At 71.3% G+C, this 16,042-nt stretch carries 18 protein-coding genes and 2 pseudogenes; 9 read left to right on the top strand and 11 right to left on the bottom strand.

Annotated features, from left to right (window positions below; translation table 11 throughout):
• The first annotated feature begins 139 nt into the window (after positions 1 to 139).
• On the top strand, positions 140 to 382 hold the full coding sequence (locus tag ACWCYO_RS20665; protein WP_270139991.1) for an acyl carrier protein: 243 nt from the start codon (positions 140 to 142) through the stop codon (positions 380 to 382).
• Here ACWCYO_RS20665 and ACWCYO_RS20660 read toward each other — a convergent pair.
• The 4 genes from ACWCYO_RS20660 to ACWCYO_RS20645 form a co-directional block, all read right to left on the bottom strand.
• On the bottom strand, positions 270 to 506 hold the full coding sequence (locus ACWCYO_RS20660; RefSeq protein WP_449785056.1) for a CBS domain-containing protein: 237 nt from the start codon (positions 504 to 506) through the stop codon (positions 270 to 272). The two genes, ACWCYO_RS20665 and ACWCYO_RS20660, sit on opposite strands and share 113 nt — an antisense overlap.
• A 52-nt stretch (positions 507 to 558) precedes the next feature.
• Positions 559 to 1,092 (bottom strand): flavodoxin family protein, encoded by a 534-nt coding sequence (locus tag ACWCYO_RS20655; RefSeq protein ID WP_270139989.1) that lies wholly within the window; start codon positions 1,090 to 1,092, stop codon positions 559 to 561.
• Between the two features lie 96 nt (positions 1,093 to 1,188).
• Positions 1,189 to 1,482 (bottom strand): universal stress protein, encoded by a 294-nt coding sequence (locus tag ACWCYO_RS20650; protein WP_333493413.1) that lies wholly within the window; start codon positions 1,480 to 1,482, stop codon positions 1,189 to 1,191.
• 240 nt (positions 1,483 to 1,722) lie between these two features.
• On the bottom strand, positions 1,723 to 2,601 hold the full coding sequence (locus ACWCYO_RS20645) for a universal stress protein (RefSeq protein ID WP_449785025.1): 879 nt from the start codon (positions 2,599 to 2,601) through the stop codon (positions 1,723 to 1,725).
• Between the two features lie 349 nt (positions 2,602 to 2,950).
• Here ACWCYO_RS20645 and ACWCYO_RS20640 point away from each other — a divergent pair, with 349 nt between their 5' ends.
• Positions 2,951 to 3,130 (top strand): hypothetical protein, encoded by a 180-nt coding sequence (locus ACWCYO_RS20640; protein ID WP_449785024.1) that lies wholly within the window; start codon positions 2,951 to 2,953, stop codon positions 3,128 to 3,130.
• 34 nt (positions 3,131 to 3,164) lie between these two features.
• Here the strand turns inward: ACWCYO_RS20640 and ACWCYO_RS20635 are convergent, their stop codons facing one another.
• Positions 3,165 to 4,604 (bottom strand): MBL fold metallo-hydrolase RNA specificity domain-containing protein, encoded by a 1,440-nt coding sequence (locus ACWCYO_RS20635; RefSeq protein ID WP_449785023.1) that lies wholly within the window; start codon positions 4,602 to 4,604, stop codon positions 3,165 to 3,167.
• 160 nt (positions 4,605 to 4,764) lie between these two features.
• On the opposite strand from ACWCYO_RS20635, the gene ACWCYO_RS20630 reads away from it, so the two are divergent.
• From ACWCYO_RS20630 to ACWCYO_RS20615, 4 genes are all read left to right on the top strand, one after another.
• Positions 4,765 to 5,169 carry a CBS domain-containing protein gene (locus ACWCYO_RS20630; protein WP_449785022.1) on the top strand — a complete coding sequence of 135 codons (405 nt, stop codon included), beginning with the start codon at positions 4,765 to 4,767 and terminating at the stop codon, positions 5,167 to 5,169.
• A gap of 52 nt (positions 5,170 to 5,221) precedes the next feature.
• A complete protein-coding gene (locus tag ACWCYO_RS20625; protein ID WP_449785021.1) occupies positions 5,222 to 5,812 on the top strand; it encodes an acyltransferase family protein in 591 nt (196 codons plus the stop codon).
• Between the two features lie 532 nt (positions 5,813 to 6,344).
• On the top strand, positions 6,345 to 6,812 hold the full coding sequence (locus tag ACWCYO_RS20620) for a hypothetical protein (RefSeq protein WP_449785020.1): 468 nt from the start codon (positions 6,345 to 6,347) through the stop codon (positions 6,810 to 6,812).
• 764 nt (positions 6,813 to 7,576) lie between these two features.
• Positions 7,577 to 8,275 carry a DUF998 domain-containing protein gene (locus tag ACWCYO_RS20615; RefSeq protein ID WP_449785055.1) on the top strand — a complete coding sequence of 233 codons (699 nt, stop codon included), beginning with the start codon at positions 7,577 to 7,579 and terminating at the stop codon, positions 8,273 to 8,275.
• 91 nt (positions 8,276 to 8,366) lie between these two features.
• Here ACWCYO_RS20615 and ACWCYO_RS20610 read toward each other — a convergent pair whose 3' ends face one another.
• Positions 8,367 to 9,386 (bottom strand): 1-phosphofructokinase family hexose kinase, encoded by a 1,020-nt coding sequence (locus ACWCYO_RS20610; protein ID WP_270139978.1) that lies wholly within the window; start codon positions 9,384 to 9,386, stop codon positions 8,367 to 8,369.
• On the bottom strand, positions 9,383 to 9,637 hold the full coding sequence (locus ACWCYO_RS20605) for a hypothetical protein (protein WP_449785019.1): 255 nt from the start codon (positions 9,635 to 9,637) through the stop codon (positions 9,383 to 9,385). Before ACWCYO_RS20605 ends, ACWCYO_RS20610 begins: the two co-directional genes overlap by 4 nt.
• A 239-nt stretch (positions 9,638 to 9,876) precedes the next feature.
• On the opposite strand from ACWCYO_RS20605, the gene ACWCYO_RS20600 reads away from it, so the two are divergent.
• Positions 9,877 to 10,281 carry a hypothetical protein gene (locus ACWCYO_RS20600; RefSeq protein ID WP_270139972.1) on the top strand — a complete coding sequence of 135 codons (405 nt, stop codon included), beginning with the start codon at positions 9,877 to 9,879 and terminating at the stop codon, positions 10,279 to 10,281.
• 21 nt (positions 10,282 to 10,302) lie between these two features.
• Here ACWCYO_RS20600 and ACWCYO_RS20595 read toward each other — a convergent pair.
• Positions 10,303 to 11,176, bottom strand: a pseudogene (locus ACWCYO_RS20595) (IS5 family transposase).
• A 385-nt stretch (positions 11,177 to 11,561) separates the two neighbouring features.
• Between ACWCYO_RS20595 and ACWCYO_RS20590 the strand changes: the two are divergent.
• Both ACWCYO_RS20590 and ACWCYO_RS20585 read left to right on the top strand, forming a co-directional pair.
• On the top strand, positions 11,562 to 12,926 hold the full coding sequence (locus ACWCYO_RS20590) for a DUF1254 domain-containing protein (RefSeq protein WP_449785018.1): 1,365 nt from the start codon (positions 11,562 to 11,564) through the stop codon (positions 12,924 to 12,926).
• 443 nt (positions 12,927 to 13,369) lie between these two features.
• Positions 13,370 to 13,555: pseudogene (locus tag ACWCYO_RS20585) on the top strand (iron-containing redox enzyme family protein); the annotation flags it as partial.
• Here the strand turns inward: ACWCYO_RS20585 and ACWCYO_RS20580 are convergent.
• The 3 genes from ACWCYO_RS20580 to ACWCYO_RS20570 all read right to left on the bottom strand — a co-directional run bounded on the left by ACWCYO_RS20580 (position 13,547) and on the right by ACWCYO_RS20570 (position 15,948).
• Positions 13,547 to 13,804 carry a CDGSH iron-sulfur domain-containing protein gene (locus ACWCYO_RS20580; protein ID WP_270139966.1) on the bottom strand — a complete coding sequence of 86 codons (258 nt, stop codon included), beginning with the start codon at positions 13,802 to 13,804 and terminating at the stop codon, positions 13,547 to 13,549. The pseudogene ACWCYO_RS20585 and the gene ACWCYO_RS20580 sit on opposite strands and share 9 nt — an antisense overlap.
• Positions 13,764 to 14,309, bottom strand: coding sequence for a methyltransferase (locus tag ACWCYO_RS20575; protein WP_449785017.1), 546 nt, complete (start codon positions 14,307 to 14,309; stop codon positions 13,764 to 13,766). The genes ACWCYO_RS20580 and ACWCYO_RS20575 overlap by 41 nt, the downstream gene beginning before the upstream one ends.
• 139 nt (positions 14,310 to 14,448) lie before the next feature.
• Complete coding sequence (locus ACWCYO_RS20570; RefSeq protein WP_449785016.1) at positions 14,449 to 15,948, bottom strand: MFS transporter; 1,500 nt, start codon at positions 15,946 to 15,948, stop codon at positions 14,449 to 14,451.
• Positions 15,949 to 16,042: the final 94 nt, after the last annotated feature.

The raw sequence follows: 16,042 nt of genomic DNA, 5'->3' as shown, positions 1-16,042 counted from the left end.
ACTGACAACGGCTCACGTCAGAACCTCCGAAGACCACTCCGCCGCTTCGCGGCTCCGAGCCAAGGACCTTCCCCCACCCTCCGGGTGGGGGACCCCCATCTCCCCGGCCTGGAGGCCGGGGCATCCTAGGAGATCAAAGGTGAACCACGACCAGGCCCTGGCCCTCCTCCAGGAGGTGCTGACTGAGATCGTCCCGGACGCGGACTTCGGGCGGATCGGACCGGACATCGACCTGCGGGAGACGCTCGAACTCGATTCCATCGACTTCCTCACCCTCGTTGAGCGGCTGTCCGAACGGGCGGGGTGCCGGATCGACGAGGACGACTATCCGCGCCTGACCACCCTCGCGGACGGCGCGGCCCTCCTGGCCGAGCGAACCTGAGCGCGCGGCCGGGGCGGTGCCGCTCGTCGACGACCGGCACGGCGGAGATGCCGTGGCGGTGGAACAGCCCGGCAATCTCCTTGAAGGTGGTCTCGCGGTGCGCGACGACCATGTTCCGGGTCATCACGTCATGAATGGTGCGCTGCTACCTGGTCTCCTCTTCCGGGACGGGCCGGTCAGACCAGGCGGGCGCCCCAGGCGCGGGCTCGGTCGAGTTCACCGGCGCGCAGCGGGCCGTCGGTGCCCTCGACGATGAAGCCCTCGGGTTCGGCGACCACGTCGTAGTGGTGTCGGGAGAGCCGCTGGGCGATGCCGTCGGCTGCGCTGCCGGCCAGTGGGGTGCCGACGCGGGTGTCGAACGCGGCGGCGTAGGTGCCGGGTTCGGTGTTCGGGAGGTCGTGGAACCAGGAGCGCAGGCCCGGTCCCTCGGCGGTCTGCCGGGCTTCGGCGGTGGCGTTCTCGCGGCCTTCCTTGCGGTTCTCGGCCGCGACGGCCATCCGGCGGCTGAGCCCGGAGGACATGCCGTGGATGTGGGTCGGGCCGCCGACCACCAGCAGGTCCGCGGACCGGGTCACGTCGGCGATGGCTTCGGCCACCGGGAGGCAGTCGACGGACGCGGTGGGGTCGGCCTGGTGGACGCCCTCGGCGATGGCCTCGGCGATCTCGCGGGTGTTGCCGTACATGCTTTCGTACACGATCACGGTGTGCATGGTCTCCACCTTTCGTCACCACCAGGCTCGCGCCGTGAGCGCGGTCCGCAGGTGGGCCGTTCGGCCCGGATCGGCCACCGGACGGTCTTGCGGCGGTCAGCCGTGCGGGACGACCTCGACCGGGCAGTGGACGTGGTGGATCGCGGCATGGGCCACCGGGCCGAGGTGGGTGCCGAGCGGTAGCCAGCGGGTGCGGCGGCCGACGACGAGCAGCCGGGCCGTCGCCGCAGTGTCCACGAGGACGGCTGCAGTGTGGCCCCGGACGAGGTCGGCGGCCACGTCCAGCTGGGGGCAGCGGGCCCGCCAGGGCTGGCACGCTGGTAGGTCTCGTCGCTCCCGACCACGTCCCGCGCCGGCCCGGGCCAGGCGTGGAGAAGTACGAGAGAGCACCTGCGGCACTGCGCCTCGTGGACGGCCTACGCGGTGGCGGCGAGGCTTTCGGGCGAGTTGTCGAATCCGACGACGACGGGAGGGTTCACGGTGTGCTCCTCAGTCCCGTGGCGAGTCGATCGTGGCGGCCAGGCTCCAGGCCGCCTGCGGGAACGGCCGGTCGAGCCGGATGCCGAGACCGTGGTCCACGACCGAGGATCGGCGGGAGCGACGACCGCTGCCTCCCGGCGTCGGCTCGGCTCAGCGCCGGGGAGTGGGCACGATCACGATCGGGCAGTGCGCGCGGTGCAGCAGGCCGTGCGGGACGGAGCCCAGCCGCATGCCGGTGAAACCGCCCTGCCCGCGGCGGCCGACGACCACGGCGAGGGCGTGCTCGGACGCGGCGCCCAGCTCCTCGACCGGGTGGCCGTGCACCAGTTCGTGGGTGACGGTCACGTCGGGGTGGCGCTCGTGCCGTCCGGCGGTGGACTCGACGAGCAGCCGGCGGAGGATCCGTTCGGTGGCAGGCTCGTCGAGGTTGCCGACTGGTGGGCGCTGCCACACCCAGATGGCGCGCAGGGCGGCCCGCCGTTCGGCGGCGAGGTCGAGTGCGAAGGCGACGGCGGCCTGCGAGGACGGGCTGCCGTCCACACCGACCACGACGTACGGCGGGTCCTGGGTGACGTGCTCGGGGTCGCGGACGACCACGACCGGGCAGGGGGACTGGGCGCTCACCGGGACGGTCACCGAGTAGGTGCTCAGCAGCTCGGCCGTCCGCCCCAGCCGACGGGAGCCCAGGACCATCAGCTCGGCGTGGACGGACTCCCTGTACAGCACCAGGGCCGGGAAGTCCTCGTCGACGGCCGTGATGAGCTCCAGACCGGGGTGCCGTTCGCGGGCCGTGCTGGCGGCCCGGTCGAGCGCCTGGTCAGCGCGCTGGCGCAGGGCCTTGCGGTAGCGGCCCTCGTCGAAGACGCCGAACTCATGGAACAGGGAGGGGGCGGCGTGCACCAGCCGCAGCGGCAGTCCGCGGCGGTGGGCTTCGTCGGCGGCCCAGACGGCGGTCATCCGGCCGGTGTCGAGCGCGTCGACGCCGAGGACGACGGGACGGCGCGGGCCGTCCGAACTCACGGGTGTCATGGCTCCTCCTCGGACCAGACGACCGGACCTCGCTCCCACGTTAGGCAGGCCCGGTGCCCGGCACGAGGGCCGACCGGCTCAGGGCCGTGAGCCTGGCGGCCCCGCCTGTGACATCCCTGACCGGCGACTCAGGCCGGCTCTTGGAAGCCTGGGGACGGACGGTCGACGGCGGCAGAGTGGAACACGGGCCGAACGAGGAGGTGGCCACTACGCTCCGGATCGAGGTTGTCGCCCGGCCGACCGGTCCAGGCTCCCTGGTGTGCCAATTCCCGAACCCGCCGTGAGAGCTGCGCTGGACTGGTTCATAGGGAAGGGTGACCAGCGGCTTGAGCGGGGCGTTCGTCCGAACATGCTGCTCTACGCCGCTGTTCCCATGGCATCCCATGATCCGTTGGCCTGGCATCGCATGTCCGCATTACTGGTCATGGTTCTTGTGGAGGATCACGAGTACCGGAAGGCTCTTGATGAGCTTGCCGCCGCCGCGGTCCCTCGGCTGTTCGGCTCGGGCCGAAGCCAATGGGACTCCTGATCCGAGGTGACCGGCGTTTCCGGGCGGCGCGTGCTTACAGGACGAGCACCCGCTCGCCCGAGCGCGGGACCACGGCCGTCCAGCCGAGTTCGCGATCGATCCGGTCTCGCAGGGCTTCCGAGCCCTCGGGCTCGCCGTGGACGAGGTAGACCGCGCTCGGTGGCGGGGCCGTCCGCAGCCATTCGATGATCTCGGCGGCGTCGGCGTGCGCGGAGAAGGCGGGGACGTTGACGACCTCGGCGCGCACCGGCACGTAGGTGCCGTACATCTTCAGCGTGCGCGCGCCGTCCACCAGGTCGCGGGCGCGGGTGCCCTCGGCGGCGTAGCCGACCACGACGGCGGTGTTGCGGGCGTCGGGCAGCAGGCGGGCGAGGTGGTGGACGACGCGGCCGCCGGTGGCCATGCCGGAGGCGGAGACGATGACGGCCGGGCCGTGGGCGTGGTCCAGGGCGAGCGAGTCCTGGAGCGAGTGGATGAGGGTGAACGGTTCCGGGTCGAGGGCGGTCGGGCCCTCGGCGAGGACGTCCGGGCGCAGCTGGTCGGAGGCGGCGGTGAAGGCCTCCCGGTAGATCTGCAGGGTGGCGAGCGCCATCGGACTGTCCACGTACACGGGCACGTTGGCCGGCAGGCGGCCGGCCCGGCGCAGTTCGGTGAGCTGGTGCAGGACGACCTCGGTGCGGTCGACGGCGAAGGACGGGATGACCACAGTGCCGCCGCGCGCGAGGGTCCGTTCCAGCGCGCGGGCGAACCATTCGCGGGCGGCGGTCTCCTCGTGGTGCCGGTGGCCGTACGTGGACTCCATGAGCAGGACGTCGGCGCCGGCGAAGGGCTCGGGCGGGCGCAGTAGCGGGTGGACGGGGCGGCCGAGGTCGCCGCTGGCGGCCAGCGTGTGGCCGTCCTCCAGGGTGAGGTGGGCCCAGGCGGAGCCGAGGATGTGCCCGGCGCGGTGCAGGCGGAGCACGATGCCCGCGGTGATCTCGACGTCGGTGTCCAGCGGGACGGGGTCGAACATCCGCAGCGCGTTCTCGACGTCCTTTTCGTCGTAGAGCGGCTCGGCGGGCCGGTGCTTGGACCAGCCGTGTTCGTTGGCGTGGTCGGCCTCCTCCTGGAGCAGGTGGGCGCTGTCGCGCAGGATCAGCTCGGCGATCCGGGCGGTGTCGGGGGTGGTGAGCACCGGCCCGCGGAATCCGTCCCGGACGAGGCGGGGCAGGTAGCCGCAGTGGTCCAGGTGGGCGTGGGTGAGCACGACGGCCTGGACGTCGGCGGGGTCGAGCGGCAGCGGGCGCCGGTTGCGGCGGCGGAGCTCGGCCAGGCCCTGGAACAGGCCGCAGTCGATCATCAGGCGGGCGTGGTCGGTCTCGACCAGGAACTTGCTGCCGGTGACGGTGCCCACGCCGCCGAGGAAGGTCAGCAGGCCCGGTCGGGGCTGTGGTCGGGGCTGCTGCGGTTTGGATTGGCCGGTGTCCGTGGTCATGGCCGCCTCCAGCACGGTACGAGGTTTCCCCATCGTCCCGCCGCCAGGCCGCGTTGTCCTGGGCCGAACCGGCCCTGGCGGCAGGGACCGTCCGGCCCTGTGCGGGCGCCCGCGGCGGGCGGACAGTGAAGGCGGGACCACCGGAGAAGGAGTGAGGACGATGCAGCACCGCAGCGTCGGCGACGTGATGACCCGTGAGGTCGCCACGGCCCGGCCCGACACGCCGTTCAAGGAGATCGCGGCGCTGTTCCACCGCAACGACATCACCACGATCCCGGTGATCGACGACCAGGGCTGCCCGCTCCGCGGAGTGGCTGGAACGGCCCACGGCCGCCGACAGGCGCTGCTCTCGGTCGGGCTGGCGCGCTGGAACGAGATGCTGGACCTGCCCCACCTCCACGAGGTCCAGCGGATCGTGGCCGCCCTCGCCGAGCTGGGCGAGAACGTGAGCCGCACCCGGCCCGCCCTCTACGGAGCGGCCGGGTTCGGCGCGCGTCTGCGGTCTGTCGAAGCCCATGGCGAGCTGATCCTGGTCGATCTCCCGCGTCTCTACTTCGGTGCCTAGGACCTGACCTCACGCTGAGGACCCCGAACATCCCAGCCGGGAGAGCCGAACCGTGGAACGCAACCGCTACGCGGACCTCCTGCGCGTGGGGGCGATCGGCACGGTCGTCCTCGGCCACTGGCTGGTGACGAACCCCACCTACCGCGACGGGCGGCTCTCGGGCCAGGACGCGTTGCAGTACGTCGTCTGGGGACGCTGGCTGACACTGCTGTTCCAGGTGATGCCGGTCGTCTTCCTGGTCGGAGGCTTCGCCAACACGGCCTCGTGGACCGAGCACTGCGGCCACGGCGGGGACTGGGTGAGCTGGGTGCGCCGACGTGCCCTCCGGCTGCTCTGGCCCGCCACGGTGTATCTGGCCGCGGCCTTCCTCGGGGTCGCCGCGGCCCGGGCGAGCGGCACAGGTCGGGGTGAACTGGCGCAGACCGGTTGGTACATCGCCCTGCACCTGTGGTTCCTGCCGGTCTACCTGCTGCTGATCGCTCTCACTCCCGTGCTCCTCGCCGCGCATCACCGGTGGGGTCTCCGGCTGCCCTTCGTGATGGCGATCGCCGCCGCGGCCGTGGATCTCGCGGTACTCGGCCCGCGTCTGCCAGTGGTCGGCTTCGCCAACTACCTGCTGGTGTGGGGCTCCATGCACCAGTAGGGATTCGCCTGGCACGACGGTCAACTCACCAGCGGTCGCCGCCCGTTCGTGATGGCCGCGGCCGGTGCGGCTCTCCTCGCGGGCCTGCTGGCCTGGGGCCCGTTCCCGATGGACATGGTCGGTACCGGCAGCCGCGCCGGCAACACCACGCCGCCGTCCATCGCCCTGCTCGCCTTCGCCGCGACCCAGTGCGGCCTCCTCCTGGCGGCGGAGCCCTCCGGGCAGCGTCTGCTCGCCACAGCGAAGCGGCGGAACCGGCTCGCCCGCCTCAACCGGGCGGTGATGACGGTCTACCCGTGGCACCCCGTCCCGGTGGTGATCGTCACGATCACGCTCTACCCGCCGGGGCTCGTGTCCCAGCCCGCTGTCGGCTCCTGGCAGTGGTGGGCACTGCGCCCGCTCTGGCTCGCCGTCCTGGCCCTTCTGCTCGCCCTACTGACCCTGGCCGTGCAACGGGCGCAGCGACCGCTGCGTCGCCTTGCCACCGACCCGGGAGACGGCGGGCGCAGGTCCCCGCGAACTGCCCAAGCGTATGCGCCCGCGACTCGTCGGAATCGACAGCAGCGGCCCGGACGCCGAACCCGAGCGCGCGCTGTTGGAAGAGGAACTCGGCTACCTCTTCCGCGGCCGGCTATCCGCCCGTGGCCAACGCCTGCGTGGAACGGTTCCGGCCCGCCGTGCCCGCGGCAGCGGCGCGGCCGAGGGGCTCACGGACACGATCGCCGCCCTGCGCCGGGGCCAGGCCGAAGCCGTCCTGATCGATGACCCGTTCGACCTGCACCGGCGGCTGTGGGTCGGCATGACGCCGAAGCAGATCGGCCTGACAAGGTATGAGTTGACAGACATCGGAATCGAGTCCAGCTGGGAGGAACCGGCCGACGCCGCACTGATCCGCGCGGTCGTAGGCACCGGCGCGGAACTCGTCGTCGTCCCCCACGACGAACTCCCCCTCCCCGACGCGCTGGGGGCGCTTCTGGGGTACCCCGACGCCGCCGGGTGAACTTGACACAAGGGTCGGACGAGCGCGACCCGCCCTGGGCGCGCGAACGGCCCGACGCCGATCCCGCGGGCACCGGGGGACCGGCACCGGGCCGTCCTACCTTCGCCATGATGGAACCTGCAAGGTGGGCTCCCTACGCCGGAATTGCCCGGATCAGGTGGTGGAGGTCGCCATCGGGGGCTCGTCGACACCCTTCCGGCCTCTCAGCCCGACCGTCGAGATCGGCCCCGAACAGCGCAGTTTGACCATCCGGAGCCGCTCCGGCCGAGCTCCCTCGCTCGCCCTGCAGGCCAACTCCCATGCTACTCGCGCCCCGTCGCGGTACCAGGGCCGAACGGCCCGCCGTACCGGCCGCCCGGCCCCGCGCGAGAACGGGTCGGTCGGGTCGCGCGCCTGCGGGGCGATGTGCTGGGCCATGGCCTGGCTGACCCGTCCATGCACGGCGCGCAGTACCGGTCGGTCTCGGCGTCTGCGGCCATCGCCGTCGAAGCCGCGGCTGTGCCCGGCGGCAGGGCCGCGTCGAGATCGCGGATCCGTCCTTTCTCAACCGGCTCGCCCTGCCGGTCGCCCTGGCCGACACGGTCGGCCCGGACTCTCCGCTGACCAACAAGAGCTCAACCTCTCCTCCGCTGGCAACGGCCCCTGATCGCGCACGTCCTAGGGTGGTGGGTGTTGGGCGAGCGTGCCGGACGGGAGCCGCGATCATGTGTGAGGTGTTGCTGCGGGCGAGAGCCCCGTGTACTCGGGGCGGTCCCTGGGTGACCATGGCCGCCGCGGTGGGGCTGCTCGCGTCCGTCGCCTACAGTTCGTTCCTGCTGCAGTGGGTGGTGGGCTCGCGGCTGAGCGTGATCCGGTCGTACGTCAGCGAGCTGTCCGTGGCGGGCCAGCCCGGGGCCGTGGTGTTCCGTGTGGGCGACACGATCGGCGGGGTGGGCCTGGTCGTCCTCGCGTCGGGCCTCGCGACCTCGTGCGTCCGGGGGAGCCGGCGGGCGGTGGCCGCCGCGATCGCCCTCGCGGTCACCGGGCTGAGCTCGGCCGCCGACGGCGTGTGGCCGATGCCCTGCGCGCCGTCGGCCGACCCGGTCTGCCGAGCCCTGGACCGGAGCACCGTCACGGCGCAGCTCGCCCAGACTCACACGTTGACCAGCCTGCTGGAGTTCACGGCTGCGGTGATCGCCGCCGTACTCTTCGGCGCCGTGCTGCTCGGGCTGCCGGGTCACCACCGGCTCGGCCTGTTCACCCTGGCGGCCGGGCTCGCGGTGGGGGCCCTGGGGCTCGGGGAGATCGCGATGGTGCTGGTCGGCTCGCGGGCGGTCGGCGTTCCCGAGCGTGCCCAGGTCCTGTTCGTCTCCCTCTTCTGTTCGGTTCTCAGTTTCCACGTCCTGCGCCGCCGCCGACCCTCGGCGCGGCGGGTGCCGACGAGCCGGTCGGCCGTCGTGGGCCCGTCCGCGAACCCGGAGTGATGCCGAGGGAACCGGCGGGCCCGGTATCCGCCCGGCGGTCGTTGGCGGACGGACCGCCGACCCGTGGCCGGGTCCCGGCAGGCGGGGGTTATCAGCCTCCGAGCCGAGTGATCCGCACCGCGGGGCGGAGGGACTCGGCCACCTCCCGATCGAACGGTTCGATGCCGGGGGTGAGCATCGATGCGACAGCTGTGGCCACCCCGAGCGCGCAGGCGTCGACCGGATCGTCGCCTTCGGCCAAGCGGGTGACGATTGCGGCGATCATGGCGTCCCCGGCTCCGGCGTCGCTGAGGGGCTCTCCGGGCGGTGGCGGCGCATGCAGCTCCATGTGCCGCTGAACGGTCGAGCACAGCGCTCCGAGTTCCCCGAGGGTGGTGATGGCGATCTCGGATGCTCCGGCGGCGAGCAGCTGCTCGTTGACTGCGCGGGCGTCGTCGAAGCTCCGCACGGCCCGGCCGGCGAGGTAGGCGGCCTCGCTACGGTTGCATCTACGCAGGAAGACGGCCTCGTGCAGCGACTCGCGCAGGGCCGGTCCCGAGGTGTCCAGTAGCAGTCTGGAGCCGGCTCCCCTGACCCGGCGGGCGACGGTCGTGTAGAAGTCGTCGGGCAGGCCGCCGGGCAGACTGCCACTGGCTACGACATACGGGTGAGCGCCCGCTGCCCGCTCCAGCACGTCCAGGCAGCGCCGTCCCTCGTCGTCGTCGAGTCGCGGGCCGTGCGGCACGATGTGATAGCTGCGGCGTGACTCGGTCTCGAACAGTACGAACGCTTCGCGGGTTTCACCCGCGATCCCGAGGGCGAGGTGGTCGACGCCCTCCTCGTCCAGTAGCCGGTTCAGGCGCTGGCCGATCTCCTGGCCAGCGGTGTGGAAGGCGGTTGCCCGCCCCCCGAACCGCGCCACGCCGCGGGCGACGTTGATCCCTCCGCCGCCGGCGGCCACGTACCTGACCCGGGCGCGGGTCTTGCCGATGTCCACCAGATGGCCGACGTCGCAGCAGATGTCGACCGTAGGGTTCAGCGTGAGGGTGAGAATCGGTGGCGCACTCCCGGGCGGCGAACTTCTTCCTTCGCTCCCCGCCGCGGGCTGACCAGGTACCCCGGCGACGCTCATCGCAGTGGCCCGGCGGTTGTTGTCACCACAGCCACCGCCTGACGTCCCGACTGCTCAGCGCTGGCCCACCCGTTGTCGTAGTCGGCCACGACTTTCAGCAGACCGTCGGTGACGTTGATGGTGGTCAGCGTGAGGTGGACGATGGATGCCCGGAGGTTCGCCGCGATGCCAATACGTGCCGGCGGGCTGCCGACCGGGCGCGGGAACGAGCACCACCGGCACAGGCGTCCGCGCAGCAGATCGCCAGCCATCTCCAACCTCCTCACTCAGGCCGGATACGCCTTCCATACTGGTGCGCGAGCCGGGATCGCGCGATCTGGAGTGCGCTTCCGTTGGCGGCGGCGCGTGCGCTGGCCCGTGAATCGGGGTGACTGGCAGCGCGCAGCATCGGTTACTAGCACTAGGGCCTGTTGCGAAAGTGTTGGCCGTGATCACTTCGCCTATGCGTCGAGCGATCTACTGTCACTCCGTCATGCAAGGATCCTTGACCATGATCTCCGCCGAGCAAGTGATCAACCGTGCTGGTGACGAAGGCGTGATGCCGTTGCTCACTCTGGACGAGTTCTTCGACGGTAACGACAACGAAGGATGCATCGCGCCGAACCAATGGGGCTATGGGCGGTCTGCTCTCGCGGAACTGGCCGAGCGTTTCCGCGCCATCGAGAGGCGCGAGGACGTCGCCTGGGTCCGGGTGCAACTGCACCCGGAGACATTGGAGATGGATGAACTCGCCGGTGAGGCCGTCGCCATCTGCACCACGGCGGACGAGAGTGTCTGCGCTGCGTGGATCGAGGGGTTCGAGGCCAGCGGTGTGATCCCAGAGCTGGTAGATGTCTTTCGTGACATTCCGGAGGTGCCACCCGGCGCGACTGTGTGGTCCATTGTGTGGGACTAGGCTCGGCGGCGATGGTGCTGGTCACAGCCACTCGTTGATGACGGCGACCAGCACCGTCGCCTCGTAGCGGACGGCGAGCTTGTCGTACCTCGTGGCCACGGCCCGGTGGCGCTTGAGGCGATTGATCCCGCATTCCACCGCGTGGCGCTCGCGGTAGTCGGCCTTGTCGAACTTCGGCGGCCGACCGCCGCGCGAGCCGAGCTTGAGGCGGTTGCGGATCTGGTCCTTCTTCTCGGGGATGGTGCAGCGGATCCCGCGTCTGCGCAGGTAGGCGCGGTTGGCGCGGGACCCGTATGCCTTGTCGGCACGCACCTTGTCCGGCTTGGTGCGTGGGCGACCCCGGCGGAGCCGGGGCACCCGAATGCGCCCCAGCACCGTCTGGAACTGCGGGGAGTCACCGCGCTGCCCGGCGGTGACGACCAGCGCCAGGGCCCGCTGTCCCTGCTCGACTGCCAGGTGCAGCTTGGTGGTCAGCCCGCCCCGCGACCGGCCCAGCCCATGGTCGGCCGGCTCGACGACGACACCGCCGGGCGGCTCCTTCTGCAGGTCCCCCTTTTGCGTGCCCCGGCGGCGTGCTGGTGGCCCGGGCCACCGTGGAGTCCACGGACACATCCCAGGTGATCAGCCCCTTGGCGTCGGCGTCGGCCTGCAACTGCTCCAGGATCCGCTGCCAGGTGCCGTTACGCTGCCACCGCCGGAACAGGTCGTAACACCGGTCCCACGGCCCGTACCGCTCAGGTATGTCTCGCCAGGGCGCCCCGGTCCGGGTTCGCCACCGTATGCCGTCGATCAGCTGCCGACGGGTCCACACCGGCGGGCGGCCCGGCTTCTTGCCCATCGGCAACAGGGGCTCCAGCAGTTCCCACTGGCCGCTCGTCAGATCACCACGCCACACAGAGCAAGATCATCTCACGGCCAAGACCGACTTTCGCAACAGGCCCTAGCTCGGTTCCGTCGCTGCTTGGGCAGTGTTCAGTGGGCTCTGCCTTCTGAGCCGGAGCCGGTGGACCCTGTTGGCCGGTGCGGCGACGTCGGGTGTCCGTGCGTCGGCTGTCGGCTCCCGGCAGACGGAGCGGGCCGGACCGCCGAGCTCGGTTGCCGAGCTCGGCGCCTGGTGATCTACTCGAAGAAGTACGTTCACCCGTATGGAGCACTCGCCAGGTGCCCGGCGAAGCACGGCGCACGAAGCCGCCTGTCGGCCATGGGGCCTGGGTTCCACCAGCCCGCGGTGTGGTGAGAGGCCGTGCTGCTCAACTCAACCAGAGGAGAGGAGCGCGGTCATGACGACCACGGCCACGAGCAGCGGCCCCGCGCGGCAACTGCGCCACGACTGGCGCCACGAATACGCCTACACCCTCGGAGAACAGGCCTTCGTCTACGGCTTTCCCTACATCTACAACGCCCGGCTCCGCTACGACTGGGTGACCCGGAAGCCCGAAACGGACATGACCCCGCACTCCGCGGTCAACCACTTCTGGCACGCTCGCAAGCTCTTCGACGACTCCGACCGGGAAGGCCGGGCCCCCAACAACGACACTCTCTACTCGGCTGCCTGGGTCGATCTGAGCGAGGGCCCCGTCATCCTCTCCCACCCGGAGATGGGCGATCGCTACTTCACTTTCGAACTGGTGGCCATCACCTCGGACAACTACGACTACGTCGGTAGGCGAGCGACGGGATCCCGGGCCGGTGACTTCGCACTCATCGGCCCGGGCTGGCGGGGGACGCTGCCCGAAGGAGTGCGCCGCACCGCGACGGCCGCCAGCCCCTGGATCATCGTCCTCGGCCGTACCCTCATCGAAGGCGAGCACGACCTGCCCGCCGTCCACGCGTTGCAGGACCAGTACCGACTGACTCCACTCCAGCTGTTCGGTAAAGACAACGCCACGCTGCCGGAGCGCCACGACGTGCTGGAACCCGTCGATCCGGCGCAGGATCCGCTCGGGGCGTGGAAGACGCTGAACGCGATGCTGGCCGAGAACCCTCCTCCGGAGCACCACGAACTCCTGCTGAGACAGTTCGCGCAGCTCGGCGTCGGGCCTGGCCTGGACGTCGAGTCCCAGCCCGAATCGGTCAAGGCGGGCCTGGTCGCTGCCGCCGCCTCCGGCCTGCCCATGCTCGAACAGCAACTGCTCAGCGGCGACTGGGCCAAGACGATCAACGGCTGGCGTTACCCGCCGCCGCAGATGGGCCACTTCGGGGACGACTTCCTCAAGCGTGCCGCCGAGCAGGCCCTCTTCGGTGTCGCCGCCAACGATCTCGACGAAGCGATCTACCTCGTCGCCTTCCACGACGCCGCAGGCGAGAGGCTCTCCACCGGCCGCTACGAGATCCGTTTCGAACCGGGACAGCTGCCCCCGGTCGACGCGTTCTGGTCCCTCACCGCCTACGACGAGAACCGGAACCTGATCACCAACCCGATCGACCGCTACTCGATCGGCGACCGCACCCCGGGGCTGGCCACCGACCTCGCTGGCGGCCTGACCATCTCCATGCGTCCCGACTCGCCCGGCCCCGGCCGGGAGGCCAACTGGCTGCCGATACCGTCGCAGGACACCTGGTTCGTCATCCTGCGCATGTACCTGCCGCGCGCCGAGGTCATCGACGCGCACTGGTCCTGTCCGCCGATCACGCGTCTCCCCTGAGGGCGCCCGGACCGGAGATCCGCCGGGCCGAGCACAGCGGTGAAGGTCCGGGCGACCTGCCAGCCGCAGCTCGACGGTACCGGACTTCACAGCACGCCGGGGCGAGCACCGCCCCCAAGGAGCTCCGAGGAACGTTTCTGTCTGAGCATCCAGGAGGAACCCGATGTCCGGTCCACCGCTGCCACCACCGCGCGGCCCGATCTCCGAGGCGGTGTGCGCCCGGCTGTCCGGCGGTTCGCCCGGGATCGGCACGGCGCCGGATGTCCGCGACGCGCAGAAGTCCGATCCGTGGGCCGAGGACTTCCAGCTCGCCCTCTACGTCTGCCACGAACTGCACTACCAGGACTTCGCGGGGGTGGACACGGAGTGGGAGTGGGATCACGGACTGCTGCGGCTGCGCCGGGAACTCGAGCGTTCCTTCCTGGCCGGACTGCGGGAACCGCGAGCACGTCGAAGCCGACGCCGTCCACGAGCAGCTCGTGCGGCACGGTGTCATCCGCCCGCTGCTGCAGGACGAACCGGAGCTGGAGCCGGACATCGCCTTCGGCCTGGCGTCCGGGTGTCCGGTGGAGGGCGACCTCGGCGACCATCTGCTGCAGAACTGGCGGCAGGGCCTCAGCTCACTGCGGGGCGGGCGGCTCGACGGACGGGCCCGGCGTCCGGCGGAGGCGGTGGCTGGTGTCGCAGAACGGGTACCGCCGGCTGCGTCGGCAGGTGCACAGCGCCACGACGGGGCGCTCGGAGCGGACCGTCGAGCCGTCAGGCAGGACGACCTCCACCGGCCCCTCGACCAGCACAGGCCCTGACCCGGTCAGCCGCACCAGCCGCGGCTCGCGTTCACCCGAGGCGGACAGCGCGCACCACCGCCAGCTCCTCATCGCGCCGGCCGGGCGGTATCAGCCCGCGTTGCTCGAACCATTCGGCCCGGGCGGACATCACCGGCCCGAACGCCTGCCGACGGCGGGCGACGACCGAAGCGGCCAGACCGGACCTCCGAAGCGCGGCCGTGGTCCGGTCGATGTCCGCCAGCGACGACTGGACCGGCAGCAGTACGCCCCCGGGCCTCAGCAGGCGCGGGGCCTGGACACAGATCCGGTCCAGCAACAGTCGACCGTCCCAGCCGGCTGCCCAGGACCGGGCGGTGCCGCGTGGCGGCGCGTCCCGGCTCGGTGCGGGGACGTAGGGCGGATTGCTGACCACCAGGTCGAACCACCGTCCAGCCACGGGGGTGCCGAGGTCCCCGTGGCGCGGCCGGATCCGGCAGCGGTTCAGCTGAGCGTTCGCCCAGGCGGTGGCCAGAGCCAGCCATGACACGTCAACGGCGGTCACCCGGGCCCCGGCCTGGGCGGCCACGACGGCGACCGCCCCAGTGCCGGTGCCCAACTCCAGGAGCAGCGCAGTCCCGCTCGCAGGCCAGGCAATCGATCAGCAGAGCGGTGTCACCCTGCACCGGATACACCCCCGGCAGCTGCGACAGGCGCATACACCTGCCCCGAAAGGATCCGTTCCGTCGCCACCGGCCCTACGCCCGGAGCCCCTTGCGCCGGGGCATGACCACATGGGCCGTGACCGCCACCACGAGCGGCAGCAGGCTGACGGTCAGCATGGTCAGCCGCAGCCCGTCGGCGACGTCCGGTCCGAGGCTCAGCTCGGCCGTCTGCCGGAGCAGATTGGAGTCGTATCCGGCGCTCCCCGGGCTGAGCGCCATTCCGCTGCGCACGGCGTCCACGGCCTGTACGGCCTGGGTCACCGACAATCCACGCGACTTGGCGTCCGCCAGCAACCGCCGGTGGAAGAAGGCGTCGAAGAGCAGCAGGTAGACGGTGGGTCCGAACGCGTAGCCCGTCATCCCGAACGCCGACTGCACCGAGGCCACCGTCCCGGAATGCCCGGGCGGCGCGTGGGACAGGACCGTCTCGGACACCGCCGTGGCGGTGACCAGCGACCCCAGACCGCACAGCCAGGTGGTCGGCACGAGCAGCCAGAGCGCCATCGCTGGGCTGACGGTGCCTGCCATCAGCAGCCCGCTCGCCGCCATCAGCAAAAGGCCGGCGACCATCACCGGCCGCGGGGAGCACTTCCCGACCAGGCGGCCGGCCAGCACCACGGCACTGGCGATCAGCAGTGTGCCGGGCAGGTACAGCAGGCCGATGGCCTGGGGGGACAGCGACAGCACCATGCTGCCGAACTGGCCCAGGACGACACCGTACCCGGCAACGAGGAAGTTCAACGTGAGGGTCGCGGCCAGGGCCACAGCGAACGCGGGGCTGCGGAACAGCGCCAGATCCACGGCGGGCTCGGCGGCGCGGCGTTCATGGAGCACGAAGAGCGCGGCGGCGGCCACGCTGATCACCAGCGGCAGCCAGGCCCCGGGCTGGGAGACGCTGTTCTGCGCCGCGGCCAGACCGATGACGAGGGCCAGTAGGGCCACTCCGACAAGCGCGACTCCGACCACGTCGAGCCTCCGGCGCTGCTGGACACGGGACTCCGGAACATACCGGGCCGTCAGCCGGAGCGAAACCAGGCACAGCAGCGGGGCGACCAGGAACAGGCACCGCCAACCGACGGCCGCCACCGCCCAGCCCGTGAACGCGGGGGTCACCCCGCACATGATCGTCTCGACCGCCACGAAGACGCCGATCGCCGCCGGCCGCTTCTCCGCGGGCAACGACACCTTCAGCAGGGCCAGCGGCACTCCCAGCAGCGCGGTCATCCCCAGACCGTCCAGGAAGCGTATGGCCAGCAGGAAGCTGTAGCCGGGAGAGAACACGGAGAGCAGGTTGACGACCGTGACGGTCACCAGCCCCAGCCTCAGCAGCCGCTTCAGCCCGTAGACGTCCCCGAGGCCGCCCACGGCGAGGACGGCAGCGGCCATCACCAGCGTCGCCGCTCCACCCAGCAACCCGACGAGCTGCGGCGGCACCTGGAACGCCCGGCTCACCTGCGGCAGGTTCAGGTTGAGCACCAGCGGGTCGACGGCCGTGACCGCGTAGGCGGCGGCGAGCCCGAGGACGATCGGCAAGTTCGTCGCACTGGTCCGTGAGCGAGCCGCTGGCACCGCAACCTCCCGTGCTCCCCACATCACCTGCCGGTCGACGTTAGCCTGGCCACTGCGC

It is taken from the genome of Kitasatospora sp. NPDC001683, from assembly GCF_053596495.1.
This window is presented reverse-complemented; position numbering and strand designations above follow the sequence as displayed.